This is a genomic window from Fluoribacter gormanii (assembly GCF_900156395.1).
Lineage (GTDB): Bacteria > Pseudomonadota > Gammaproteobacteria > Legionellales > Legionellaceae > Legionella > Legionella gormanii.
Map to the genome: position 1 here is coordinate 22612 of NZ_FTNL01000002.1, position 22488 is coordinate 45099.

A 22488-nucleotide genomic window follows, 5' to 3' on the forward strand; every position below is an offset into this window, starting at 1 on the left:
ATAATTCCGGGCTTTTTAAATTAGCTGATCTCTGAGGAACAAAATATGAATGTAGCAGACGTTTATCCTAAAGTTAGGGAAATTGTTGCTGATGTGTTAGTAATTGATGCAGAAGACGTATCTCTTAATAGTCGATTGATAGCAGATCTAGGCGCTGAATCTATTGATTTTCTTGATTTGGTTTTCCAGTTAGAAAAAGAATTCAAAATTAAAATTCCTCGTGGTCAATTGGAAAAAAATGCACGTGGTGATTTGGCAGAAGATGAATTTGAAAAAGGCGGCGTCCTCACTGAGCAAGGTTTGAAGGCATTGCAAAACTATTTAAGTGAAGTTCCTGCAGATCAATTCAAACCGAACATGAAAGTCAATGAAATCCCCTTGTTATTTACTATTGAAACATTTTGTAAATTAGTTGTTGTTGCAATCAAAGAGCAACAAACGGCCGGAGCTGGGGCTTAATTTCGGTGTTACTTTTAAAATCAAGATTAATAGGGTTTAATAAATACTGATGAGATTCTTATTTGTTGATCGTATAGTGGAGTCATCTCCTGGTCAGTTGATCCGGGGAATCAAACATGTTACCTCAAATGATACGTTCCTCACAGTTGATGAACAAGGGCGGCCTTGTTTTATCCCTTCTTTAATCGGAGAAACACTGGGGCAATTGGCTGCATGGAATGTGATGGCACTGCAAGGATTTACTCATAGGCCTGTAGCTGGAATCGTCGCACGTGCCTCCATGCATCGGAGAGCATATGTCGGCGAGACTTTATTGCTTGAGTCATTTATAGAACACTTGGATGATTCAGTCATGCAATATCATAGTGAAGCCAGGGTAGGTAGTGAGCTTGTCTTCAGTATTGATGGCGCTCTAGGCCCTTTACTGCCTATGGATGATTTTATCAATTTGGATGAAGTGAAACAGCAATTTTCTGAAATTAACCGTCCTGGTGATTGGTCGGTTATTAGTACAGAGAGTGGTCCCGTGGCAGATGAATATCTGATAATGGGTTCGGAATTATCTGTAGTGCCCATGACCTTTGATAGAATTTGCTCCAGTCAACCAGGGATTAGTTTAATCGCTGAAAAAAGAATATCACGAGCAGCCCCTTATTTTGCAGATCATTTTCCTAAAAAACCAGTATTACCTTTGACGGTATTATTGGAATGTAAGCTCAATTTAGCTTATGAGTTTGTTTTACGCGCAGGATATTCAACGCACTATCAAGTGAGCGAATTTCGCAAAATAAAAATGAATGAATTTGTCTATCCTGGCGATGTTCTTGAATGTTATGTAACAGTTAAAAAACAAACCGAAGACGAGTTAATTTTGGCTTATCGCAGCGAGGTTGCTGGTAAACGTGTTTGTGTTGTGGATGTAGTACTTATTCCCAGAGGTAAATAAAGTGAAAAAAAGACGAGTCGCTATTACAGGTTTGGGAGCGGTTTCCCCTTTAGGGCTTGATGTCCAGTCAACATGGTCTAATTTATTGGCAGGACACTCCGGAATTGCTGAAATTAAGCAATTTGATGCCAGTGCTTTTCCAACTTATATTGCGGCTGAGGTAAAAAACTTTACCCTCGATCCCAAATTAGTTACCAAACGTAGTCGATTCTCTGTGCACTTTACCCGTTATGCTCTTGCAGCTGCCCAACAGGCTTTTGATGATGCTGGGATCGTGCCTACAGAACAAACAGCAAGTCATTGGGGGGTAGTTACAGGCAGTGGTATGATGACTGCTGAATTTGATTATCTATCCCGATTTCAACGAATTTGTGCTCAAGATGGTGAAGCAGATTGGGGACGTTTGCTTGCTAATACCCAAGAATTTTACAAATTATCCGATTTTGGTAAAACGACGCCAAACTCAGGGTTGTCTTTGTTGATTCAGCAATTTGGAATCAGAGGCTATGCTTCCTCAGTACACACCGCTTGTGCGTCAGGCGGCCAAGCTTTAGGATTAGCAATGCAAGTAATTCGTCGGGGTGAAGCAGACTTTATGTTAGCTGGCGGGTTTGATTCAATGATTAATCCTTTGGGATTATCCAGCTTTTGCCTATTAGGTGCCTTATCAACTTACAATACTACACCGGAAACCGCTAGCCGTCCCTTTGATGCCACACGTAATGGTTTTGTCTTGGGAGAAGGAGCTGCATTTTTAATTCTCGAAGAATGGGATAAGGCAAAAGCCCGCGGCGCTCGTATTTATGCGGAATTGGCTGGCGAGGGCAATTCTTTAAGCTCTTATCGAATTACTGATTCACATCCCAATGGTGACGGTGCTATTCAAGCAATCGAACGTGCTCTTCAAGATGCAGGAGTGCAGGCTTCCGATGTAGATTATATTAATGCACATGGTACCTCAACCAAGATGAATGACTTAAGTGAAACGAATGCGATTAAAGCAGTTTTTGGCGAGTCTGTAGCATCCTTGCCTGTAAGTTCGACTAAAGGTCAAACAGGACATTTGATTGCTGCGGCAGGGGCACTTGAAGCTGTATTATCAGTTAAATCGATAGAGCAGGCACAGATACCTAAAACGGCTAATTTAACAAACCCCGATCCAGAATGTGATTTGGATTATGTAATTGATGGGCCACGTGAACGTTCTGTGGGAGTGGTTTTATCCAATTCTTTTGGATTTGGTGGCTCCAATAGTTGCTTGTTGTTTAAGCATCCTGAGTTTGGGGGAGCAGATTTATGAGTCAGGACAATAGAGTATTTATCACAGGTCGAAGTGCATTAACTGCATCAGGCGCTACTGCAGATGCAACTTGGGATTCAGTTCTTTCTGGTAAAAGTGGAATTGCTGAAATCGTACAATGGGATTTATCACAATGGTCTCATCGTTTGGGGGGCGAACTAAAGGAGTTCAATCCTGCAAAAATGCTGCCGGATCGTAAGTTGATGAAAGTCATTTCACGTCAAGATGTGATGGGAATTAATGCTGCAGTACAAGCAATCGAGCACAGTCAAATGATTGATTATCGCGATACTCTTGATGATCCTAATTCATTTAATGAGCAAACTGCGGTGTTTGTAGGTTCGCCTGGGAATAAATATTTTCAACAGTATGATTTTTTACCGTTGCTGGCAAAAACTCAGGGCAATATGCAGCAATTTGCCCAACAATTATTTGAAACAGTCCATCCGATGTGGTTATTACGAATACTACCTAATAATGTTCTTGCATACACAGGGATTACTTATGAGTTTAAAGGTCCTAATCATAATGTAACGAATCATGCTGCTGGTGGAACACAAGCTTTATTGGAAGCATATCATGCAATTCGTAGTGGTCAGGCAGAACGCGCTGTCGTTGTTGCCTATGATATGGCTATTGAGCCTCAAGCTCTATTTTACTATGAGCAATTGGGGGTATTGAGTACTCAACATTTAAAACCTTTTGATGAAGCCCATGATGGCACTATTTTAGCTGAAGGCGCTGCGGCTTTGGTATTGGAAAGTGAAGCCAGCATGCGTGCCCGATCTGCAACGTGTTATGGTGAAATTATCGGCGGTTTATCAACTAGTGAAACAGAGGGATTATTTTCTGTGGATACAAGCGGGCAAAAGCTTGCTGAATTGATGCAGCGTACTTTGGATCTTGTAAAACTAAATACTAATGATTTAGGTTTTATCGTTGCTCATGGAAATGGTAATAGTAAATCAGATTATAGCGAATCTCAGGCAATACAGAATGTTTTTGCCCAAGAGGAGGTTCCAGTAACTGCCTTTAAATGGTCTATGGGGCATACTATATGCGCTTCTGGTTTGATTGATGCAGTAATGACAACCTATGCACTTTCATCTAAATGTGTGCCAGGGATAGCTAATTTGCAAAATATTGCACCCAGTTGTAATGGTTTATTCGTAAGTGCAGATCATCAACCTCTAAAAAGAGGGCCTTATGCACTGACAATTAATCGAGGATTTGCCAGTATGAATGCGTGTTTGGTGATCAAAGCTTGTGACTGAATTAGAACAAAAAATTAATGAATTGCCAGTGAGTTGGCTAGGCCGATTTGTCCATAAATTTTTACCCTATAAGCGGCAAATAGTTATGGCTAATATCGATCGTGTCTTCGGTGATCAATTAAGTAAAGGGCAAAAAAAGCGACTTGCTATATCGTATTACTCACATTTGCTTAAATCCTTTAAAGAAGCCATCCAATTGCGTTTTATGTCTGAAGATGATTTACGGAATCAGGTTGAGGTTCGTGGTCATGAAAACATGTTGGCGGTTGTAGCACAACAAAAAGGTGTTTTGGTTCTGACAGGGCATTTTGGAAATTGGGAAGTTGCACCAATCGGCGGTGTTTTAAATTTTAAAGAATTTCAGGGGCAGTTTCATTTTATCCGTCGCACTTTATCAATCAAATTTATTGAGCGAAGTTTGTTTAAGCAATACTACCAAGTCGGTTTAAACGTTATTCCTAAAAAAAACTCGCTAGATAAGGTTTGCGCTGCTTTAGAGCAAAATCATGCAGTCATTTTTGTTCTTGATCAACATGCTTCTTTAGCGAACCGAGATGGTATTGCCGTGGAGTTTTTTGGTACGAAGGCAGGAACTTATCGGAGTTTAGCCACTTTATCCCGTTATACAGGAGTACCAGTAATTCCTGCAGCAGGCTATAGATTACCCAATGGCAAACATGTTTTAGAATTTTATGATCCAATTCCTTGGAAAGATTATGGGAATGCTCAAGAATCTCTTTACCATAATACATTGGCTTATAACCAAGCTTTAGAACGTATTATTCTGGCTCATCCTGAGCAATGGAACTGGATGCATAAACGTTGGAAACTCAAATTGTAATCGTTTAATTACTTATCGCAGTATTAAACGATTCAATATGTTCCACCTCAAAGGTATCTTCCTCTTCTTGTGCAGGCTGTTTCATTTTAGAAAAAAAACCTTCAGCCCAATGGAATGCGCTTTGTGCATATACAGTTGCTTCACACGCATATTCAGAAAACACTTTAGTGGCGCTTGTAACGAAATCAGTGGTTTCCTGTGCTTTTAAAGGTTTTGGGGTGGGAGTGATTATTAATTCCGGCATTGGATAATCCAATTCGTCAGAAACAGATTGTAGATGATCCGAATCTTCATTGACTTGTGCAAGTAATAAATCCACCTCGCTACGTTGTTTTTCTTTTAATGTTAATTCCAACAAACGGAATCGATTTACAATAAATGGAGTTTGGTTTTCTTTTAGCCAGCGATATAGCCCTTCGTTGTTCTCTTTATGAGTCATCACGTAATGATACAAAGTATGGAGTTTTTGTCTTGTACTGAACTCTTCTTTAGGCATTGGCTGTAACGAATAACTATCTAATGCTTTAATAATGTCTTCAAATTTTTCCTGAGTTAATGGCAAACTAATTTTTTTTAACAAATCCAGAATATCTTTTCCTGTGTCTGGGGCTGGAATGTTTTTCGGGACTCGTTTTGTGGATTTTTTTCTATTGTTTTCTATTGGTGCCCATGACTCTGAAGCAACATAATCAGGTGCGTTAGGTTTAAAAAAACCAGTCCAGCCATAAGTCCAACATCGTTTAATCCATTTAATTAGATTAGCAAAAAATCCCTGATTTTGAGTATAAGTTAACTCTTGTTGTGCCTCTGAAAGCGCCTGTTGAGCCACTTGAATAATTTCTTGATTTATTTCGGAATTAAGATTTTTTAGCGCCAAGGTACACAACTCGATCACGCGTTGATAATTATCTTTTCCACCCCGTAAACCAAAATAACGGATGATCCTCTTTGCATCAAATAAAAACAATTGATAGCTGACTTGTTCATCAAAAAAAATGGGATGATTTAAAAAAGCAGTAAATATTGCTTCCTTGATTGATTCATCTAATTCAGGACGTCTTAACATAAAACTGATATGGTGTATTGCTTGATTTCGCGATCTTAACTTTTCTGATCCCCCATAGAACTCCATGTAGTCATTAATTAGTTGTGTGATAGGTTCTGGGCTGCCTTTATAGTGTATTAAAAAATACTCAAAACAATTTATCGACTTATCATGTTTAATCAATCCCTCAATAAAGGGGTTTTCATCAGAATGTAATGATAGATTTTGCTCCCTAGAAACTCCGGGAATGGTTGGGCTTAAATATACAGTTTGGATCAGTCGTTGAATATTGATTCGCTTATTTTGATAAAATAATGCAACTTCGCCTTTTAGTGCACTATTTCTTAAATAGCGATTCGTTAAAAAAGCGGTCCCTTTTGCTAACTCCTTAAATGCAAGTTTATCATTTAGGAAAAAAAGCAATTCTATTGCTTCCAGCGAAAAAGAATGATTTTTACCTAATAATCTTTTTGCTAGTTGATTGATATAACTTGCATAAGCCTTATTGTAATGGCCGTTAAGATATAAACGTATCGCCAAAATCAAATGAGATTCTTTATTCGCATGCTCTAAAAATTTCAGAGACATGTTATTAAACAATCCTAAATGCTCAATAATATTGATAAGGATTGTTTCTTTCTGATTTGATTCCATTTTGCTTAATTCATCGATGACATTGGGTGCTGCAATGTTCATTAAATGCGCCAAGACGTAATGGGCATTAGGCATAGATGAAAAATGGTTGAGCCAATAGGTAAGAACCTTGTGTCTCTCATAGAGGGGGTATCTTTCAATCAGCGCTTCTATTTGTTTTCTGGTTAATTGATGAAAGTGAGGAATTGAGCAAAGAATACTTACTGCTGCCTCGGGTTCCAATTTGCCAATTAATTGGGGTGAGAGTGTTTCCAAATCAAGTTGATGAACCAGGACATTAAGACGTGATGGGATATGATGATCTTGAAGTGTTAATCTATTTAATAATGAATCCCCTCTTAAACAAGACAGGAATTCTTTTTGGCTTAGCAAATGAATAATTAAGAGGGATTTTACTTTTAGGCTTTGCACTATTTTTATCGACTCAAGAATGTTTGAGGCGGTAAATTGCTCTTCTTCAAGGGTCGTTAAAAATTGAGCTTGGCTCCTTATATCCTTATCGATCTCTTTTAAATATTCAGAGTTTCCCATAGCGGCTTTGAATAAATCAAAACTTTGTATTTTGCTTCCTGTCATGGCACTCTCCTTTTAGCCAAGCACCAGTTTCCAAAATAGATTTCTGTCGAACTCTACCGTGGCGGCAAATCACTTCGTCAATGTGGTGCTCGAATCCTCATGTACTCCGTGTACACTCCGGTTCTGCGCGCTCCACTTCTTTCTCGTATGTACTCACTGCCGCGAGTTTCTAAAGAAGTTTAATGGGGCGTTGCGAGTGTGAGGTCGTTCTTTCAGGATAACTCTTTGTAAATAAAATTCAATACTTGTGTTAATTTTGCATAAAAAGTGAAATTGATACAAAGATGAGTAACTATCGACTTTTAAAACAAGATACCTTCATAAACAAAAACAGCCGGACCAGTCAGGGTGATTGCTTTATTAATTTCTGGCCAGTCAATAAACAAATCTCCGCCAGGTAAAGTAACTTTTATTTGTGCATCCAGTTGATGGTATAAACGTCCAATAGCCGCCGCTGCCACAGCACCACTTCCACAGGCCTTTGTTTCTCCACAGCCGCGTTCATACACACGTAATCGGATATGTTGTGGACTTATAATTTGCATAAATCCAACGTTGGCTTGAGCAGGAAAGTAGGGATGTAAGCTGATTTGTTTTCCTAGAGTGTCAACTGGAGCGGTTTCTGTATCGTCTACCAATAATACTGCATGTGGATTTCCAACACTTAAAGCATGGAAGTTGACCCTTTTGGGGGATTGAAGTTCTAAAGAATACTCAATGGCTTGTTTCTCCGCTTTAAGTGGAATAGCCGATGGAGCTAACTCGGGAATTCCCATTTCGACGCTTACACTAGAGTCTGAATTGATATGTAAACTCATCTGAGTCGTTTGGGTCGCAACGGTTAAGTGATTTTTGTCGGTTAAACCGTAATATTTTGCAAATAAAGCCAGGCAGCGTGCTCCATTACCGCATTGGCCCACTTCCTGACCATCGGCATTAAAAATTCGATAATTAAAGTCAATACCATTTTGCTGGCTTGATTCAATCAACAAGCATTGGTCAAAACCGATGCCTGTATTACGTTGAGCCATAGCGGCGATTTGTTGGGGATTTAGATTAATATTCTGATTAATTCCATCAATCACCATGAAGTCATTGCCTAAACCATGCATTTTAGTAAATTTAATTTTCATATTTTTATCTATTGAGTTGATAGTTATTTGCTAACAGAACTTTTTGTTGATTCAGGCAAATAAAGCGGTCCTTTTTGCCCACAAGCCGACAAGAGTAGTGCAATACAAACCATAAATAAAAAGTAAATTCGTTTCATTGGAAATAAGCAAGTTAACGATTAGAGGATTACTATCTATTTATTTAAGTAAAAATTCAAGTAATATACAATTTTTTTAAAGTAACCCGGGAAAATTAAATAAAAACCCCGGGTTCTGCTGCTTATACTTTGCGATCTAGTGCTCTTGCTGCTCGTTCGTCATCAACTTCAGCATCATCATCAATCGATACATCGAGCTTTTTTCTATGTTCGTTCAATGTAGAAACTACATTTTGTCCGGCAGATTGCCAAAATAAAAACGATTTTACCGAGGAATAGCCAACATTGTTATAAGCGGCGAGTGCAATTAATCCGAGGCCTGCCAAAAGAATACCTGCAGCAATTACGACATTTCTGATATATCGAATTAATTCCGGATCACGATGTTTTGTCAGAGTCGTTTCCACTTTATCAAGATAGTTGTAAAACTGACGCGCGCGATCTTTAGGGTGAGGAATTCTCTTTTTATCTTGCAAAATATTAAGCAGTTTGGTGACTTCTCTAATTTTGTCCATTATTTTATCATCGGATTTTTTAATTTCATCATCTTCTTCCAATTCTTTAGCTCTATTGGATAATTGAGATTGGAGTGAAGCCAAATATTCTGCGGTTAATGGAATGAGCTTTTTATTAATAAGACGTAAATGCTTCGAATCGTTTTCATCGTTCATTCCATTAAGATATTCGTTCATGCCTTTATAATATTCGTTTTTTTTGATTCGTACACTTCTTAATACAGCGTTAGTCTTTTCCAGTTGCTGTTCTTTTTCCACTAGATTTTGCTGCAGCTGTGCAATTTGCGATGTTAATCCTTTCTTTTCTGCTTCTAAGGCGGTTTTTTCTTGCTTAAGGCGATCAATTACCCCATATTTGTTAATCGCATGGCGTTCAACTAACTCTTGAAACGTGCCTTTTTCAGCGGGCTCAGGCAATGCATTAGGTCGGTCTCGATAAAATTTTTGTGCTGCAATGTCAATTAACGCACTGGCTGTTTTTCGGAGAGACAGTTCATGTTTATTGAAAACAGCTTCTTCAGTAGCAAGCTCGCGTACTCGACCTAATGCTGCTAGGTCATCAATAAAGACTTCGATTTGATGGTACAGTTTTTCAAATTCATCAAAAGAACTGCCATATTGCTCCTCAAATCGCGTTACAAGTTGATCGACTAAATCTTCTTCAGCCTCACTTTGAGGCAGTTTATCTTTCAATTGTTGGCAAATGTATTCTATTTTTATTTTAATTGGATGATCCGCTAATTTAGCAAAATCAGGACTATTAAAGATCGCAAGAATTTGCGGATTAATCTCTGAGTTAGAAGCGCTCTCATCATTTTCCGGATTAACTTCCGCATTTTCATCTTTCTTATTAATCTGAGTTAATAAGGTATTAAAAAAGCGCTGCAAGTTTGCATTGATTGGCGTTTGCAAACGATTAAAATCATCCTGCAAGTTTGCATGTTGTTGTACCACTGTTTGGGCAATTACTTTTAGACTCAAGGTATAAAGAGATTTGACAAATTCTTGTATAGTCGGGTTGTCTATTTGTAATAAGTGATCAAATTCTTGAAATGTTGCAATGATTGCATCAAAGAGGTCTTGCTTTTCTATTTGCTTACTCTCTTCACTCCAGTCATCTATCAGATATTGTTGGCTTACTCTTTGAAGTAATGTACCAAATGAACTCAAGACATCTTTACGTGCATCCTCATTATCAAGTATTGCTTCGCGAGCAATTGGTTTATCAACACCAGAAGATGAAAGATTCGTAATGACTTTTATGTTCTTAGATAATACATTTTGTGCTGATTTAATTAGTCCTGCCAGGGTTTGATCTTCGTGTGAATCGACTTGGAGTATTTTGAAAAAATACTCTTTCATTAAAAAACTGTGCTCTTCGTTAACATATCCCATGTTTTTAGGAAAAATCTCAGTTAGGAGTCCATATTTATGGTCAGTGCGTAGTACTTTTCTTTGCGGCGCTACGCCCATAGCAAGGTAGCAAGTCATATTGAATGCTTCATAGGCTGCTCTATTTGCATAAATTTTGTCATAAAGCTTGCGAAATATGGTTGGAAAATCAAGTTTTGCTACATCAACACCCTCATCAATATCTACCTCGTCCAGAAATGAGATATTTTTTCTACCTAGACCGGTGTATTCATGAAAAATTTCTTGAGCATCTTTAAATTCAACACCATGATTCACTAAAAAACGAAGTAATTTAAAAATCATTAATTTTTGCACGTGGGTCGATTTGGTTTTCTCAGGAGAAACGACTTTGCTCCGTTGTGATGCATTACTGCCAGCAGAGCCTGTACCATGATGACCGGGTAGCGTGTTGCGAATGAGTACCTGATTTTCTGGATCTGAAGCTTCTGGATAGATTGGAGTAAAGCCCCAGTCTGAATGTTCATTTTCGTAATAGACAATTTCTGCGTATTTAACAATAGCTGGAATAGTAAAAAATCTCGAGTCGTACCAGGTTACTGGCCAGACGTCCCCAGGGACAGGGTCAATGATAAAAAGGCTCATTGATACGTTGGGGATATTAGTTTTTAGTGCATTAAACCAGAGCTCTTGGGCTGCTTTGTCTTTAGGTAATTGAGTCAATAGGGGTTTAATAATGTCAGGAGTATTATTAGTGGGTTTGCCGTTTTGTCTCTCTGTTTGTTGTTTCGTTAGCTCTTTTATTAATTGCTCGAAATTTTCACAAGAGTTAATCGCTTCTTTTATTGCATTGATTTCATGAGCAATCAGAATGGATTCAACTCCGCCTCTACTGTGTGCAATCTCATTAAGGTCAGTTTGTCCTCGAACAAGAGCATTTAAAGCAATACCTAGCCCAATTCCAATTTTTTCGCCAACATTGGTTCCATCATTTTTAGGGCCATTAACAACCCCGACGTTTAATGATTGATAAGGAACAAGCAGTTTGTGATCAATAACTGGGTCATCTGTTTTAATCAAGGTAGAAACAATACTTAGAGTTTCTCCCTTAGGGTAATATTCCTTTACTGTATCCCCTAATTTTACAGGTGCTTTTTTCTTGTCTTTTAGAGTGGGAGTATAGACTGTGCCTGTCCCCAACATCGTAAGGGTAAATGATTTAGATTCTATCTTCTTAAACATATTCTTGCCACTTATTGACTCACTGTAGCGCACTATAATTCATGTTGGCTAATAATGGAATAGGCCGAGCGGTTTTTTTGATTTCTAATTGTGCAAGTTGGTATTATTTTATTTTGTTTTTGATGAGATTAGATTCAATTAAATATCGAAAACGTATAACTTGCACTGTGCTAATGCATTAGCGATAATTTCCCTTTTTGTCTGTGAGGGGATTTGTTTTGAATGTACTTATAAATGAGTCACAGGCTAAAGCCCAGGCATGCGTTATTTGGATGCATGGATTAGGCGCTGATGCTTCCGATATGATGGGTTTAGTCGATCAGTTAACGATTGCAGATCTTGCGATACGTCATGTATTTATTAATGCTCCCTTGCGTCCTGTGACTTTAAATGGAGGCATGGTCATGCCTGCCTGGTATGATATTATGGGCATGAAACTGATTGATAGAGAAGATAAAGAAGGAATTGAACAATCCGAATTGCTGATTCGTAAAGTCATGGATGAACAATTAAACGATGGTTTGGCGTATAATCAGATTTTTTTAGCAGGATTTTCACAAGGAGGAGCGATGGCATTGCATACCGCCCTTCATACAACAGCGCGCTTAGCAGGGGTTGTTGCTTTATCTGCTTATTTACCTTTAGCAATGCATACCAGACCAAAGCTGGATAAAAGCACACCTTTTTTCATGGGAGCAGGGCAATTTGATCCCTTGGTTTTGCCTCAATGGACTGAATCAAGTAAAGATTGGATATTGAATAAAGGATATGAGCATATTTCTTATTATAAATATCCTATGGAACATTCAATTTGTTTTGAGGAAATTAAAGACTTAAGTCTTTGGTTTAGAGATAAAATTCGGGGAGAAGCATAATGCCCATAGTAAAAAAGTCACGAACGGTTAATTATACCTGTGAACAAATGTTTTCCTTGGTGAATGAAGTAGAGCGGTACGCGGAATTTCTACCTTATTGCGCAGAAAGCTTGGTGCATCATCGCGATGAAGATGAAGTGCAGGCAACTTTAATTATAGGCGCTGCCGGTATGAGTAAGTCATTTACCACACGCAATATGCTACAAGTTAATAAAATGATAGAAATTCGTCTTGTTGATGGGCCATTCAGTCATTTAGAGGGGTTTTGGCGCTTTGATGAGGTCGAAGAAGGATGCAAAATCTCTTTTGATCTGGAATTTGAGTTTGCAGGACGCATGTTCTCCATGCTGCTAGGTCCTGTTTTCGAACAAGTAACGGATAAAATGGTTGATTCATTTTGTGAGCGAGCCAAGGCAATTTATGGTCAGAGTTGAGCTGGTTTATGTGGCTGTAGACAAGACCACGGTACATATGACTTTAGAGCTCAAACAGGGGGCAACAGTCCTTGATGCGCTGAATGCATCAGGAATATATGATATCCATCCGGAAACACAAGGCATGTCTGTTGGAATTTATGCAAAGCAGGTTTCTTTAGAACAGGTGCTGCAAGAAGGGGATAGGGTAGAGATATACAGACCCCTGGTTTTAGATCCAAAAGAGAAGCGTCGTCAAAAGGCGATTCGCATCCGATGATATTCTATAGAGTACGCAGCGAAACCCGGGTTTCGCTGCGCTGCACCCGGGCTACAATAGATCAAGACTTTATGAGTCCTACTTATTCTTGATTAATGTCAGGTTCATTCATAGACGCTACACCTGGTTTTAGCTTGCCGCGTTCGATTCGTGCCAGAGCACCATTTTGAAAGTATAAGCTCACTGTTGACATGGTCATATATCCTCGTCCTCTACGCCAAGTGTATGCATAGTCCCAGCGGTTATCGTTAAACGTAGGACTTAACAAACTGGTTCCCATCAATATAGCAACATCATTTTTACTCATTCCTATTTTCAGTCGATCTATTTTTGACTGTGGTAACAAATTTCCTTGTTGAACTACTCGTCGAGACAGATCAAACGATGAGCATTGAGTAAGGGTTAAGGTGCATACGATTCCTAGTAGAAAAATTATTATTCTCATTTTTTTGCCTATCGTGAAAAATTTCGCCATAATAACACGTCATTTACTGAAAGACACCTTTAACCTGGAAAAGCAGTTGAAACCTTACTGTGCAAGCTAAAGGTACCGAATCTTCTGGAATTTTTCCAGGTTTAGAGAAGACAAATTCGTTACTGCGAAGGAGCATTAATGGAAGAGAGTAAGCAGCTAAAAAATGCTGGATTGAAGATTACTTTACCACGTTTAAAAGTATTGCAAATATTGGAGCAATCTCCTAACCATCATTTAAGCGCCGAAGGTGTGTATAAGGCGTTATTGGAGACAGGGGAAGATGTTGGTCTTGCTACCGTTTACCGCGTGTTAACGCAATTCGAAGCTGCAGGATTGGTGAATCGGCATAATTTTGAAGGAGGACACTCAGTATTTGAATTGAGTCAGGGAGCGCATCATGACCACCTGGTTTGTATCAAATGTGGCTGTGTTGAAGAGTTTGTTGATGAGGTCATTGAACAAAGGCAGAAAATTATAGCTGAGCGCGCCAATTTTCAGATGACGGATCACGCATTGAATATTTATGGGATATGCCCACGTTGCCATAAAGGCCAATAAAAATCGTTGGCAGTTTTATTGTTCTTTTTTCCCCAAAAGGAAATAAGTTTTCACAGTACCAATCCCTTTCATTTCTGTAGTTCCTCGTGGCTCAATAAGGAATTCATCTTGAAGCATAAAGGCCATTTTTTCCGAGATATGGATTTTATTAGGAAGAGAGGTTTCTTCCAGTCGACTGGCTAAATTGACTACATTACCCCATATGTCATAAACAAATTTTTTGTGACCAATGATTCCTGCGATTACGGTACCATAGGTGATGCCAATCCGAAATTGAAGATCCATGTGATTTTCTTGATTAAAAGTCATCATTCGTTCCAGAATGGCCAAAGCATAATTCGCAATATTAATTGCATGTCGCGTTGTTTGTTCGGGAACTCCTGATACTGCCATATAGTTATCACCAATGGTTTTAACTTTTTCTACATGATATTTTTCAGTAAGTTTATCGAGCTCAGCAAATAATCGATTTAGAATATTTACCGTTTTTTTAGCTCCCAACTGTTCTGTGAGTTGAGTAAAATTAATAATATCAGCAAACATGACACTGGCTTGGGAATACTCATCAGCAATATCCTCTTCACCCATTTTCAAGCGTGAAGCAATCGCTTCTGGCAAAATATTCAAGAGTAATAAATCATTTTCCTCATTTACCCTCGATAATGTCTTTAATGCATGAATGATAAAAAAGAGCATAAGTATGGTCGATAGAAGTGAAAGTGCAAGTGCTAAAGCAATAATTTTTGACATCTTGAGATCAATTTTTTCGTTAGTTATGAATGTTCGATTATCTACCAGAGTAAAAAATTCTTGTAAGGGTTTCATCACCTGTAATTTGGCGCTCATATAATCAGCGCCAAAAACCATTTGTTGCGCTAATTGAGGATTCGGTTTCCCGATAATGGTGTAATCACCTGATTTATCTTGATATTTTCCATCAAATAAATTCATTGCTTTGATTTCAGTTTCTGAGAGTTGATTACTTTGGTTTTCTGCTTTAGCCAATAAAGAAAATTCTTTTAGAGTAAAATGATGTTCTAACATCATTGCAGATAACGATTTTGCTGGGCCATAAGGTTGGGGACGTTTGTTATCAATAACCAAATCCCAATACAATTCGTCATAATTTAAAGGTAGTGGCGAAGTTCCATTACGTATACTTAAAATTTCATCGTAGTACTTACGGTATTTTTTCTCGCCGGTGACCACATAAAGGCGAGCCATCTCAGTTAAATCATCGGAGCTTTGACGAAGTTTGTTAGCTAGCATATATAGTTGGTAGCGTTCATTTCCATCAATAACCTCTTGAACTGCGATGTGTTTTAATGCAAATAAGCAAATGATTAGGCTCACTAAAGAGAGCGCTAAGAAGAAAAAAAAGTAGTATAAAAGACGTGTGTTTTTAAGATGGAGCTTTGTAAGCACGTTTAACTCTCCTATTAACTTACATTCAAGAATAGCTTATTTATATAATTATGGAGCTATTTCTAATAACTAATTTTAAATGCTATTCTTTAAAGAAGAATATATCTGTTTTATTAGGGAATGTTTAGGACGAGCCAGACTTGATCCTTAAATTAGTTCAAGGATTAATTAATGAAATTGTTATTTTTAGGCGCCGGTAGCGGTATTGGAACGGATTTCGAAAACTTTCAATCAAACATGTTACTTCTAACAGATAGTGGTAAGAAACTATTGATAGATTGTGGCACAGATATTCGTTTTTCATTAACTAAACTAGGATACCATTCTCAAGATATTGATGCAGTGTATATTAGCCATTTACATGCTGATCATATTGGTGGTATCGAATGGTTCGCCTTTCAACGAAAATTTGCTTCCCAACCGAACCAAAAGCCTCACTTAATTATTCATGAACACTTAGTAGATCTATTATGGAACAGTAGTCTCAGTGGGGGGTTGAAAACACTTGATGATAAAGAAGCTACTTTGAGTGATTATTTTAACGTCCAAGTAGTTCATACTGGCCACACTTTTAGTTGGGAAGGTCTGAAACTAAATCCAGTGCAAACAGTTCACATCTATTCCAACAAGGAGTTGATGCCAAGTTATGGGTTGGATATTAGTTATCAAGGAAAAAACTACTTCATTACCACTGATGCACGATTTACGCCGGAACGCTTCGAACCATATTATCGAGATGCGGCTTTGATTTTTCATGATTGTGAAACCTTAGATACTCCCAGTGGAGTGCATACTCATTTTAATCAGTTAGTTACATTAGATCCTCAAATTAAAGCAAAAATCTGGTTATATCATTATAATGATGGAGTGCTACCCGATGCACAAGCTCATGGTTTTGCAGGTTTTGTTCGTTGTGGTCAGAAGTTTGATTTCAGTTAAAATCGAGTAATGGCTTACTTAAGAAGTTCAATTTAAAAAACAAAGCCCAATTGGAAAACTGTTTGCCAGAATTATATTCTCGCCAGATTATAGATAGCTTTTCTTTTCAAAAATGAAAACTATCTAATAACTTTATGCATAATTACATAAGAAAAACTCCAGTTTATTCTTAAAGTTTTATGTATTTCATTGATATAATGATCTACTTTTCAAATCGTTAATATGGATATTTATGTGGATTGTATGGATTGCGCTTTCGCGACCTTACACGTTTATTGTAATGGCTCTGATGCTTCTTATTATTGGGCCTTTAGCAATAATGCGGACTCCTACAGATATTTTTCCTGACATCGATATCCCGGTTGTGAGTGTTGTATGGAATTATGCGGGCTTGCCTCCTGATGAAATGGGTAATCGCATTGCGAGTGTATTTGAGCGAGCCGTTACTACCACTGTGAATGATATTGAACATATTGAATCCTCGTCGCTGATTGGTGTCAGTGTGATCAAATTATTCTTTCAACCTGATGTCAATGTTGACTTGGCTTTAAGCCAAGTTACAGCAATTGCACAAACGATACTCCGTAATTTGCCGCCTGGGACTTTACCGCCATTGGTATTGAGCTATAAAGCCTCAACAGTTCCTGTTTTACAACTGGTGTTATCAAGTGGAACCATCCCGGAACAAAAGCTAAATGATTTAGGTAATAACTTTCTTCGTACGCAACTTGCAACAGTACAAGGAGCCGCGGTACCGTATCCCTATGGAGGAAAAATACGTCAAATCCAGGTCGATTTAGATCTGCAAGCCATGCAAACCTATGGTATTTCGGCACAAGAGGTGAATAATGCAATTCTTGCCCAAAATCTGATTATCCCTGCAGGTACACAAAAAATAGGTGAATATGAATACATTGTTAAATTAAATGGTAGCCCGCTTTCAGCAGTTGAATTAAATGATGTGCCGGTTAAATCTACTCCTGGTCGCGTTTTATATGTGCGTGATGTTGCGCATGTACGCGATGGATTTGCACCGCAAACCAATATAGTACGAGTGGATGGAAAACGGGCAGTAATGATGTCAATTCAAAAAACCGGCAATGCGTCTACTTTAGATATTGTGAATCGGGTTAAGGCTTTATTACCTAAAGTTAAGAACATGCTTCCGGAAGGACTTAATTTGTCTAACTTTGCGGATCAATCAATCTTTGTTACTGCTGCAATTCGCGGGGTAATTACGGAGGGAGTGATAGCGGCTGCATTAACTGGGCTTATGATTTTACTCTTTTTAGGCAGTTTACGTAGCACTTTTATAATAACTTTGTCCATCCCGTTATCCATCATCGCATCAATTAGTATCCTGTCTGCTTTAGGAGAGACAATCAATATTATGACCTTGGGTGGTTTGGCACTTGCTGTGGGTATTTTAGTTGACGATGCGACGGTAGCTATTGAAAACATTAACTGGAATTTGGAGCAAGGTAAAGAAGTAGAGCAAGCAATTCTTGATGGCGCGAAACAGATTGCGATACCTGCATTGGTATCGACTTTATGCATTTGTATCGTGTTTGTTCCTATGTTTTATTTGGGAGGTGTCGCCCAATATTTATTTGTGCCTTTAGCTGAAGCCGTAATTTTTGCCATGCTCATGTCTTATATTTTATCACGAACCCTGGTTGCTACCCTGGCAAAATATTGGTTGCACAAACACGAGCTGATGACGGAAGAGAAAAATAAAAGCCGATTTGCTCGTGTGCACGAAGCATTCGAAGAACAATTTACACGATTGCGGTCGCAGTACTCTAAATCATTATCTTGGGCATTGAACAATGCTAAGGTTTTTATTTTTTATTTCTTAGGCTTTGTTAGTATTTCAATAGTATTGCTTTGGCCATGGCTTGGTTCGAATTTTTTTCCTAGTGTGGACGCCGGACAAATCAAATTGCATATTAGTGCTCCTACAGGAACCCGCGTAGAGGAAACAGCACGGCTTGTAGATAATATTGATACCACGATTCGACAAGTAATACCGCCTAAGGATCTAGGAAGTATTGTTGATAATATTGGCTTACCGGTAAGCGGAATTAATTTATCGTACAGTAATTCAGCAACGAATGGGCCAGAAGATGCGGATATCTTAATTTCTTTGAAAGAAGGGCATCGACCCAGCTCGAATTATGTGCATCAATTAAGATCGGTTCTGAGAGAACGTTTTCCAGCAGTGACGTTCGCATTTTTACCTGCTGATATAGTAAGCCAAATCATCAATTTTGGTTTGCCATCACCCATTAATATTCAGGTTATTGGCTTAAAAAAAGAAGACAACGCTCATTATGCCAATAAACTGATGAATCAGCTAAAACGAGTACCTGGTCTCACCGATGTACGAATAAGGCAATCTAATGATTATCCTGAGTTTTTTGTGGAGGTTGACCGTAGTTTGGCAAATGAACTTGGATTTACGCAATTCAATGTCGCCTCTGATTTGTTAGTTACGCTATCAGGCAGTTTTCAAACAACACCCACATTTTGGTTGGATCCTAAAAATGGAGTGTCTTATCCGATTGTTACACAGGCACCGCAATATGTGATGACCTCATTAAATGATTTGCTTAATATTCCAATTGGAAGTTTAACTCTGCCTAGTCAACTGCAAATTTTAGGTTCTTTTGCAAAGCTGAAACGTACTTGGACCTCAGTTGTTGAGTCACATTATAATGTTCAGCCTGTCATTGATATTTTTGCTTCAATCCAGGATAGAGATTTAGGCTCAATAACTAAAGATATCCGGAGGATAATCCGTGATACGCAGAAGGACCTACCGAAAGGATCATCTGTAGCGATTCGCGGTCAGATAGATACTAAGGAGCATGCATTCAATGGTTTATATTGGGGATTGGCTTTTTCTATTTTATTAGTTTACCTGCTGATTGTTATTAACTTTCAATCCTGGGTTGATCCATTTATTATTATTACCGCATTACCTGCTGCGATTGCAGGAATTGCCTGGATGTTATTTATTACTCATACCGCAGTAAGTGTACCTGCTCTAACAGGAGCAATTATGTGTATGGGAGTTGCAACAGCAAATAGCATCCTCATCATTAGTTTTGCTCGCGATCATCTTGCAACTGAAAATGATCCCATGAAAGCCGCGCTTGAGGCAGGGCAGACGCGTCTAAGACCGGTAATGATGACTGCATTGGCCATGATAATCGGTATGTTTCCTATGGCATTAGGCTTGGGAGATGGGGGTGAGCAGAATGCTCCGTTAGGGCGGGCAGTAATTGGAGGGCTATCTTTTGCAACGATGGCTACTCTCTTTTTTGTCCCTTCAGTTTTTTATGTGATTCACGAATTCAAGCTGAAGAAGAAGCAAAGGAAGGATCATGCTTAAATCAATTCAATCATCTGGACAGGACCATAAACATAGGCGACGTATTATCGCGATTACAGTTTTTTTATTCATCATGTTGGTGATAGTTTTTTTACGTGTTTACGCAGCAATTCACTTGCGTAATGAAACGCTTGCTGATGCGGTTCCTGTGGTGCGAGTGATGAAAGCCCAACAAGAGAAAGGAGTTGATAAAATTATTTTACCAGGCAATGTTCAAGCTTGGCACGAGTCACCTATTTATGCACGCACTAATGGTTATATTAAAAAATGGTATGTCGATATTGGCAGTCACGTTAAAAAAGGGGATTTGCTTGCGGTCATTGAAACACCGGAGCTTGACGCGCAGGAGCGCCAAGCAAGAGCCGATTTGAAGACTGCAATAGCAAATAATCAATTGGCACAGATTACTGCAAGGCGTTGGCTTAATTTAGTTAAAACAGAATCAGTATCCCAACAAGAGACAGATGAAAAAGTAAGTACAGCTGCAGCTTTAGAGGCTGCGATGTTTTCAGCTAAGGCTAACTTGCAACGATTACAAGAATTAGTTGGATTTGAACGTGTTATCGCCCCTTTTGATGGAGTGATCACGGATCGCGCCACAGATATTGGTGATTTAATTGATGCAGGAAGCAGTTCAACAGCAAAACCTTTATTTCGTATTGCCCAAACAAGTCCTTTGCGAATTTATGTCAAAATTCCCCAGTATTACTCGTCGCGAATTAAACCAAATATGATTGTAGATCTACATTTCGCGGAGCATCCCAAGCAAGTTTTTTCCGCCAAACTATTTGAAACAGCACAAGCAATTGATCCCGATACACGTACTTTGCTCGCTCAATTTATTTCTCCTAATAAAAATGGGGAGTTATTGCCGGGTGGTTATACTGAAGTATGGTTTACTTTGCCCATTCCTCCAAAAACGGTGATTCTTCCTGTAAATACCTTGCTTTTTCAGGCTCAAGGATTACAAGTAGCAACTTTGGATAAAGACAATAAGATTGTCTTAAAATCGGTTACTCTTCGACGTGATTTTGGCGCAACAGTTGAAATTGCCACAGGAGTATTGCCGGGCGATCGAGTAGTGCTTAATCCTCCTGATGCTATTGTTAATGGGGAAATTGTGCGAGTTGTTTCATGAGAAAATTGATTGGTGCTGGGGTACTTGTTTTTGCATTAATGGGTTGTTCTATGGCCCCAACCTATCATCGCCCAACCATGCCTGTCCCAGAGCACTTTAAGGAACCAGGAGCATGGGTGGAAATTAAATCGACACCACGAATTGTGGCTCCAGATGGCTGGTGGCAAGCGTTTAATGATCCTGTATTAAATGATTTGGAAAACCAGCTGAATAGTGCAAACCAAGATTTGAAATTGGCCTATGCTCATTTTCAGGAATCAATTTCATTAGTACAAGTAGCTCGATCGTATTTTTTTCCAACCATTCAGGGATTATTCAATGCAGATCGTCAGCAAAGTTCACGCACGGTAGCAAATCCAGTAAAGACCCCTGTATTTAACCAATTTCTATTGGGTGGTTTTCTCGCTTATGAGCTTGATGCTTGGGGCAGTGTTCGCAATTCGGTCATTGCCAGTGAGCGTAATGCTTCGGCAAGCGCGGCTGATGCTGCTTCGATTCGGTTGAGTTTACAGGCAGAACTTGCTAATGATTATTTTGCATTAAGAGGGAGTGATGAGGCACAACGTATATTGGATACTACCGTTATTGCTTATCAAAAAGCGCTTTATTTAACGAAAAATCGTTATCGAGGCGGTGCTGCGCCTATAGCCGATGTTGATGAGGCAGAAACTCAGCTTGAGAATGCAAAAACCATGGCGGCTGACATGCGATTACAGCGAGCCCAGCTTGAACATGCAATCGCAGTATTGGTTGGGGAAATACCCAGTAATTTTTCTTTACCTCCTGCCCAATCACCTAAAGTTTTTCTGGAAATAGCCCCTAATATTCCTTCGACCCTTCTAGAGCGAAGACCTGATATTGTTGCTGCCGAATCTCGGGTGCAAGCGGCCAATGCAAATATTGGCGTAGCACGAGCTGCTTTTTTCCCTGTGATTGACTTATCTGGAAGTACTGGTGTTCAGAGCAAAAGCCTTGCGAATCTCATTTCAAAACCGAGCCTTTTTTGGTCACTTGGTCCTTTGAGTTTATTGACCTTAACTCAACCTGTAGCGCAAGTAACGATTTTTGATGGTGGTCGATTGCGTGGTCTATTAAATCAAGCTAAAGCCCAGTATTTTGAAACAGTTGCTACTTATCGGCAAACCGTCTTAACTGCATTTCAGGAGGTGGAGGATAATCTGATTGCGGTTCACCAGCTCGATCAGGAATATCGAAGCCAAGAGGCAGCAACTCGAGCAGCAAAACGAGCTTGGGATCAGGAGTTATACCGATACAAAGGAGGCTTGGTTACGTTTCTGCAGGTTGTCGTCGTTGAAAATACTGCATTACAATCAAAACTGGCATTAGTTAATATCCACACTCGTCGTCAAATTGCGAGTATTCAGCTGATTAAAGCCTTAGGCGGTGGTTGGTCTTTAGATATGGGCAAGAAAGGATAAGATAGGGATAAAGGCAAGGAGTCCAGACTGATATTTATACTCCAGGAATCTCTCTT

At 38.9% G+C, this 22488-nt stretch carries 19 protein-coding genes; 13 read left to right on the forward strand and 6 right to left on the reverse strand.

Annotation, left to right across the window (positions count from 1 at the left end; translation table 11 throughout):
- Window positions 1-45 precede the first annotated feature (45 nt).
- Genes BW930_RS01485 through BW930_RS01505 form a run of 5 tightly spaced genes read left to right on the forward strand, consistent with a single transcriptional unit; the run spans window position 46 to window position 4820 of the window.
- Window positions 46-459: an acyl carrier protein gene (locus tag BW930_RS01485; RefSeq protein ID WP_058466756.1), complete on the forward strand. Its 414-nt coding sequence runs from the start codon at window positions 46-48 to the stop codon at window positions 457-459.
- Window positions 460-508: 49 nt separating this feature from the next.
- On the forward strand, window positions 509-1405 hold the full coding sequence (locus tag BW930_RS01490; RefSeq protein WP_058466755.1) for an ApeI family dehydratase: 897 nt from the start codon (window positions 509-511) through the stop codon (window positions 1403-1405).
- A gap of 1 nt (window position 1406) precedes the next feature.
- Complete coding sequence (locus tag BW930_RS01495) at window positions 1407-2705, forward strand: beta-ketoacyl-[acyl-carrier-protein] synthase family protein (protein ID WP_058466754.1); 1299 nt, start codon at window positions 1407-1409, stop codon at window positions 2703-2705.
- Window positions 2702-3979 (forward strand): beta-ketoacyl-[acyl-carrier-protein] synthase family protein, encoded by a 1278-nt coding sequence (locus BW930_RS01500; protein WP_058466753.1) that lies wholly within the window; start codon window positions 2702-2704, stop codon window positions 3977-3979. Before BW930_RS01495 ends, BW930_RS01500 begins: the two co-directional genes overlap by 4 nt.
- The gene (locus tag BW930_RS01505; RefSeq protein ID WP_058466752.1) at window positions 3972-4820 is read left to right on the forward strand and encodes a lysophospholipid acyltransferase family protein; all 849 of its coding nucleotides are present in this window, start codon (window positions 3972-3974) and stop codon (window positions 4818-4820) included. The genes BW930_RS01500 and BW930_RS01505 overlap by 8 nt, the downstream gene beginning before the upstream one ends.
- 4 nt (window positions 4821-4824) lie before the next feature.
- Here the strand turns inward: BW930_RS01505 and BW930_RS01510 are convergent, their stop codons facing one another.
- From BW930_RS01510 to BW930_RS01525, 4 genes are all read right to left on the reverse strand, one after another.
- Window positions 4825-7095 carry a hypothetical protein gene (locus tag BW930_RS01510; protein WP_058466751.1) on the reverse strand — a complete coding sequence of 757 codons (2271 nt, stop codon included), beginning with the start codon at window positions 7093-7095 and terminating at the stop codon, window positions 4825-4827.
- A 302-nt stretch (window positions 7096-7397) separates the two neighbouring features.
- Window positions 7398-8228, reverse strand: a complete 831-nt coding sequence (gene dapF / locus BW930_RS01515; RefSeq protein WP_058466750.1) for a diaminopimelate epimerase — start codon at window positions 8226-8228, stop codon at window positions 7398-7400.
- Window positions 8229-8251: 23 nt separating this feature from the next.
- Entirely contained in the window at window positions 8252-8365 is a 114-nt protein-coding gene (gene lptM / locus BW930_RS01520; protein WP_076547458.1) for an LPS translocon maturation chaperone LptM, read from the reverse strand.
- A gap of 122 nt (window positions 8366-8487) precedes the next feature.
- Window positions 8488-11493, reverse strand: a complete 3006-nt coding sequence (locus BW930_RS01525) for a hypothetical protein (protein ID WP_058466749.1) — start codon at window positions 11491-11493, stop codon at window positions 8488-8490.
- A gap of 218 nt (window positions 11494-11711) precedes the next feature.
- Here BW930_RS01525 and BW930_RS01530 point away from each other — a divergent pair, with 218 nt between their 5' ends.
- Genes BW930_RS01530 through BW930_RS01540 form a run of 3 tightly spaced genes read left to right on the forward strand, consistent with a single transcriptional unit; the run spans window position 11712 to window position 13061 of the window.
- On the forward strand, window positions 11712-12368 hold the full coding sequence (locus tag BW930_RS01530) for an alpha/beta hydrolase (protein ID WP_076547460.1): 657 nt from the start codon (window positions 11712-11714) through the stop codon (window positions 12366-12368).
- Window positions 12368-12802: a type II toxin-antitoxin system RatA family toxin gene (locus BW930_RS01535; protein WP_058466747.1), complete on the forward strand. Its 435-nt coding sequence runs from the start codon at window positions 12368-12370 to the stop codon at window positions 12800-12802. Before BW930_RS01530 ends, BW930_RS01535 begins: the two co-directional genes overlap by 1 nt.
- Window positions 12789-13061, forward strand: coding sequence for an RnfH family protein (locus tag BW930_RS01540; protein WP_058466746.1), 273 nt, complete (start codon window positions 12789-12791; stop codon window positions 13059-13061). Before BW930_RS01535 ends, BW930_RS01540 begins: the two co-directional genes overlap by 14 nt.
- A gap of 82 nt (window positions 13062-13143) precedes the next feature.
- Here the strand turns inward: BW930_RS01540 and BW930_RS01545 are convergent, their stop codons facing one another.
- Complete coding sequence (locus BW930_RS01545; RefSeq protein ID WP_058466745.1) at window positions 13144-13536, reverse strand: outer membrane protein assembly factor BamE; 393 nt, start codon at window positions 13534-13536, stop codon at window positions 13144-13146.
- Window positions 13537-13674: 138 nt separating this feature from the next.
- Here BW930_RS01545 and fur point away from each other — a divergent pair, with 138 nt between their 5' ends.
- A complete protein-coding gene (fur, locus tag BW930_RS01550; RefSeq protein ID WP_058466744.1) occupies window positions 13675-14094 on the forward strand; it encodes a ferric iron uptake transcriptional regulator in 420 nt (139 codons plus the stop codon).
- Between the two features lie 15 nt (window positions 14095-14109).
- Here the strand turns inward: fur and BW930_RS01555 are convergent, their stop codons facing one another.
- The gene (locus BW930_RS01555) at window positions 14110-15519 is read right to left on the reverse strand and encodes an adenylate/guanylate cyclase domain-containing protein (protein ID WP_058466743.1); all 1410 of its coding nucleotides are present in this window, start codon (window positions 15517-15519) and stop codon (window positions 14110-14112) included.
- A 171-nt stretch (window positions 15520-15690) separates the two neighbouring features.
- On the opposite strand from BW930_RS01555, the gene BW930_RS01560 reads away from it, so the two are divergent.
- From BW930_RS01560 to BW930_RS01575, 4 genes are all read left to right on the forward strand, one after another.
- Window positions 15691-16458, forward strand: a complete 768-nt coding sequence (locus BW930_RS01560) for an MBL fold metallo-hydrolase (RefSeq protein ID WP_058466742.1) — start codon at window positions 15691-15693, stop codon at window positions 16456-16458.
- A 232-nt stretch (window positions 16459-16690) separates the two neighbouring features.
- Window positions 16691-19855 carry an efflux RND transporter permease subunit gene (locus BW930_RS01565; RefSeq protein ID WP_058466741.1) on the forward strand — a complete coding sequence of 1055 codons (3165 nt, stop codon included), beginning with the start codon at window positions 16691-16693 and terminating at the stop codon, window positions 19853-19855.
- Window positions 19848-20993, forward strand: coding sequence for an efflux RND transporter periplasmic adaptor subunit (locus tag BW930_RS01570; RefSeq protein WP_058466740.1), 1146 nt, complete (start codon window positions 19848-19850; stop codon window positions 20991-20993). Before BW930_RS01565 ends, BW930_RS01570 begins: the two co-directional genes overlap by 8 nt.
- A complete protein-coding gene (locus BW930_RS01575) occupies window positions 20990-22432 on the forward strand; it encodes an efflux transporter outer membrane subunit (protein WP_058466739.1) in 1443 nt (480 codons plus the stop codon). The genes BW930_RS01570 and BW930_RS01575 overlap by 4 nt, the downstream gene beginning before the upstream one ends.
- The last annotated feature ends 56 nt before the right edge of the window (window positions 22433-22488 follow it).

Coding starts and splice junctions, on each gene's coding strand:
- BW930_RS01525 (WP_058466749.1), bottom strand. CDS start 11,493: ATGTTTAAGAAGATAGAATCTAAATCATTTACCCTTACGATGTTGGGG.
- BW930_RS01570 (WP_058466740.1), top strand. CDS start 19,848: ATGCTTAAATCAATTCAATCATCTGGACAGGACCATAAACATAGGCGA.
- BW930_RS01485 (WP_058466756.1), top strand. CDS start 46: ATGAATGTAGCAGACGTTTATCCTAAAGTTAGGGAAATTGTTGCTGAT.
- dapF (WP_058466750.1), bottom strand. CDS start 8,228: ATGAAAATTAAATTTACTAAAATGCATGGTTTAGGCAATGACTTCATG.
- BW930_RS01490 (WP_058466755.1), top strand. CDS start 509: ATGAGATTCTTATTTGTTGATCGTATAGTGGAGTCATCTCCTGGTCAG.
- BW930_RS01540 (WP_058466746.1), top strand. CDS start 12,789: ATGGTCAGAGTTGAGCTGGTTTATGTGGCTGTAGACAAGACCACGGTA.
- BW930_RS01535 (WP_058466747.1), top strand. CDS start 12,368: ATGCCCATAGTAAAAAAGTCACGAACGGTTAATTATACCTGTGAACAA.
- fur (WP_058466744.1), top strand. CDS start 13,675: ATGGAAGAGAGTAAGCAGCTAAAAAATGCTGGATTGAAGATTACTTTA.
- lptM (WP_076547458.1), bottom strand. CDS start 8,365: ATGAAACGAATTTACTTTTTATTTATGGTTTGTATTGCACTACTCTTG.
- BW930_RS01565 (WP_058466741.1), top strand. CDS start 16,691: ATGTGGATTGTATGGATTGCGCTTTCGCGACCTTACACGTTTATTGTA.
- BW930_RS01575 (WP_058466739.1), top strand. CDS start 20,990: ATGAGAAAATTGATTGGTGCTGGGGTACTTGTTTTTGCATTAATGGGT.
- BW930_RS01500 (WP_058466753.1), top strand. CDS start 2,702: ATGAGTCAGGACAATAGAGTATTTATCACAGGTCGAAGTGCATTAACT.
- BW930_RS01510 (WP_058466751.1), bottom strand. CDS start 7,095: ATGACAGGAAGCAAAATACAAAGTTTTGATTTATTCAAAGCCGCTATG.
- BW930_RS01560 (WP_058466742.1), top strand. CDS start 15,691: ATGAAATTGTTATTTTTAGGCGCCGGTAGCGGTATTGGAACGGATTTC.
- BW930_RS01545 (WP_058466745.1), bottom strand. CDS start 13,536: ATGGCGAAATTTTTCACGATAGGCAAAAAAATGAGAATAATAATTTTT.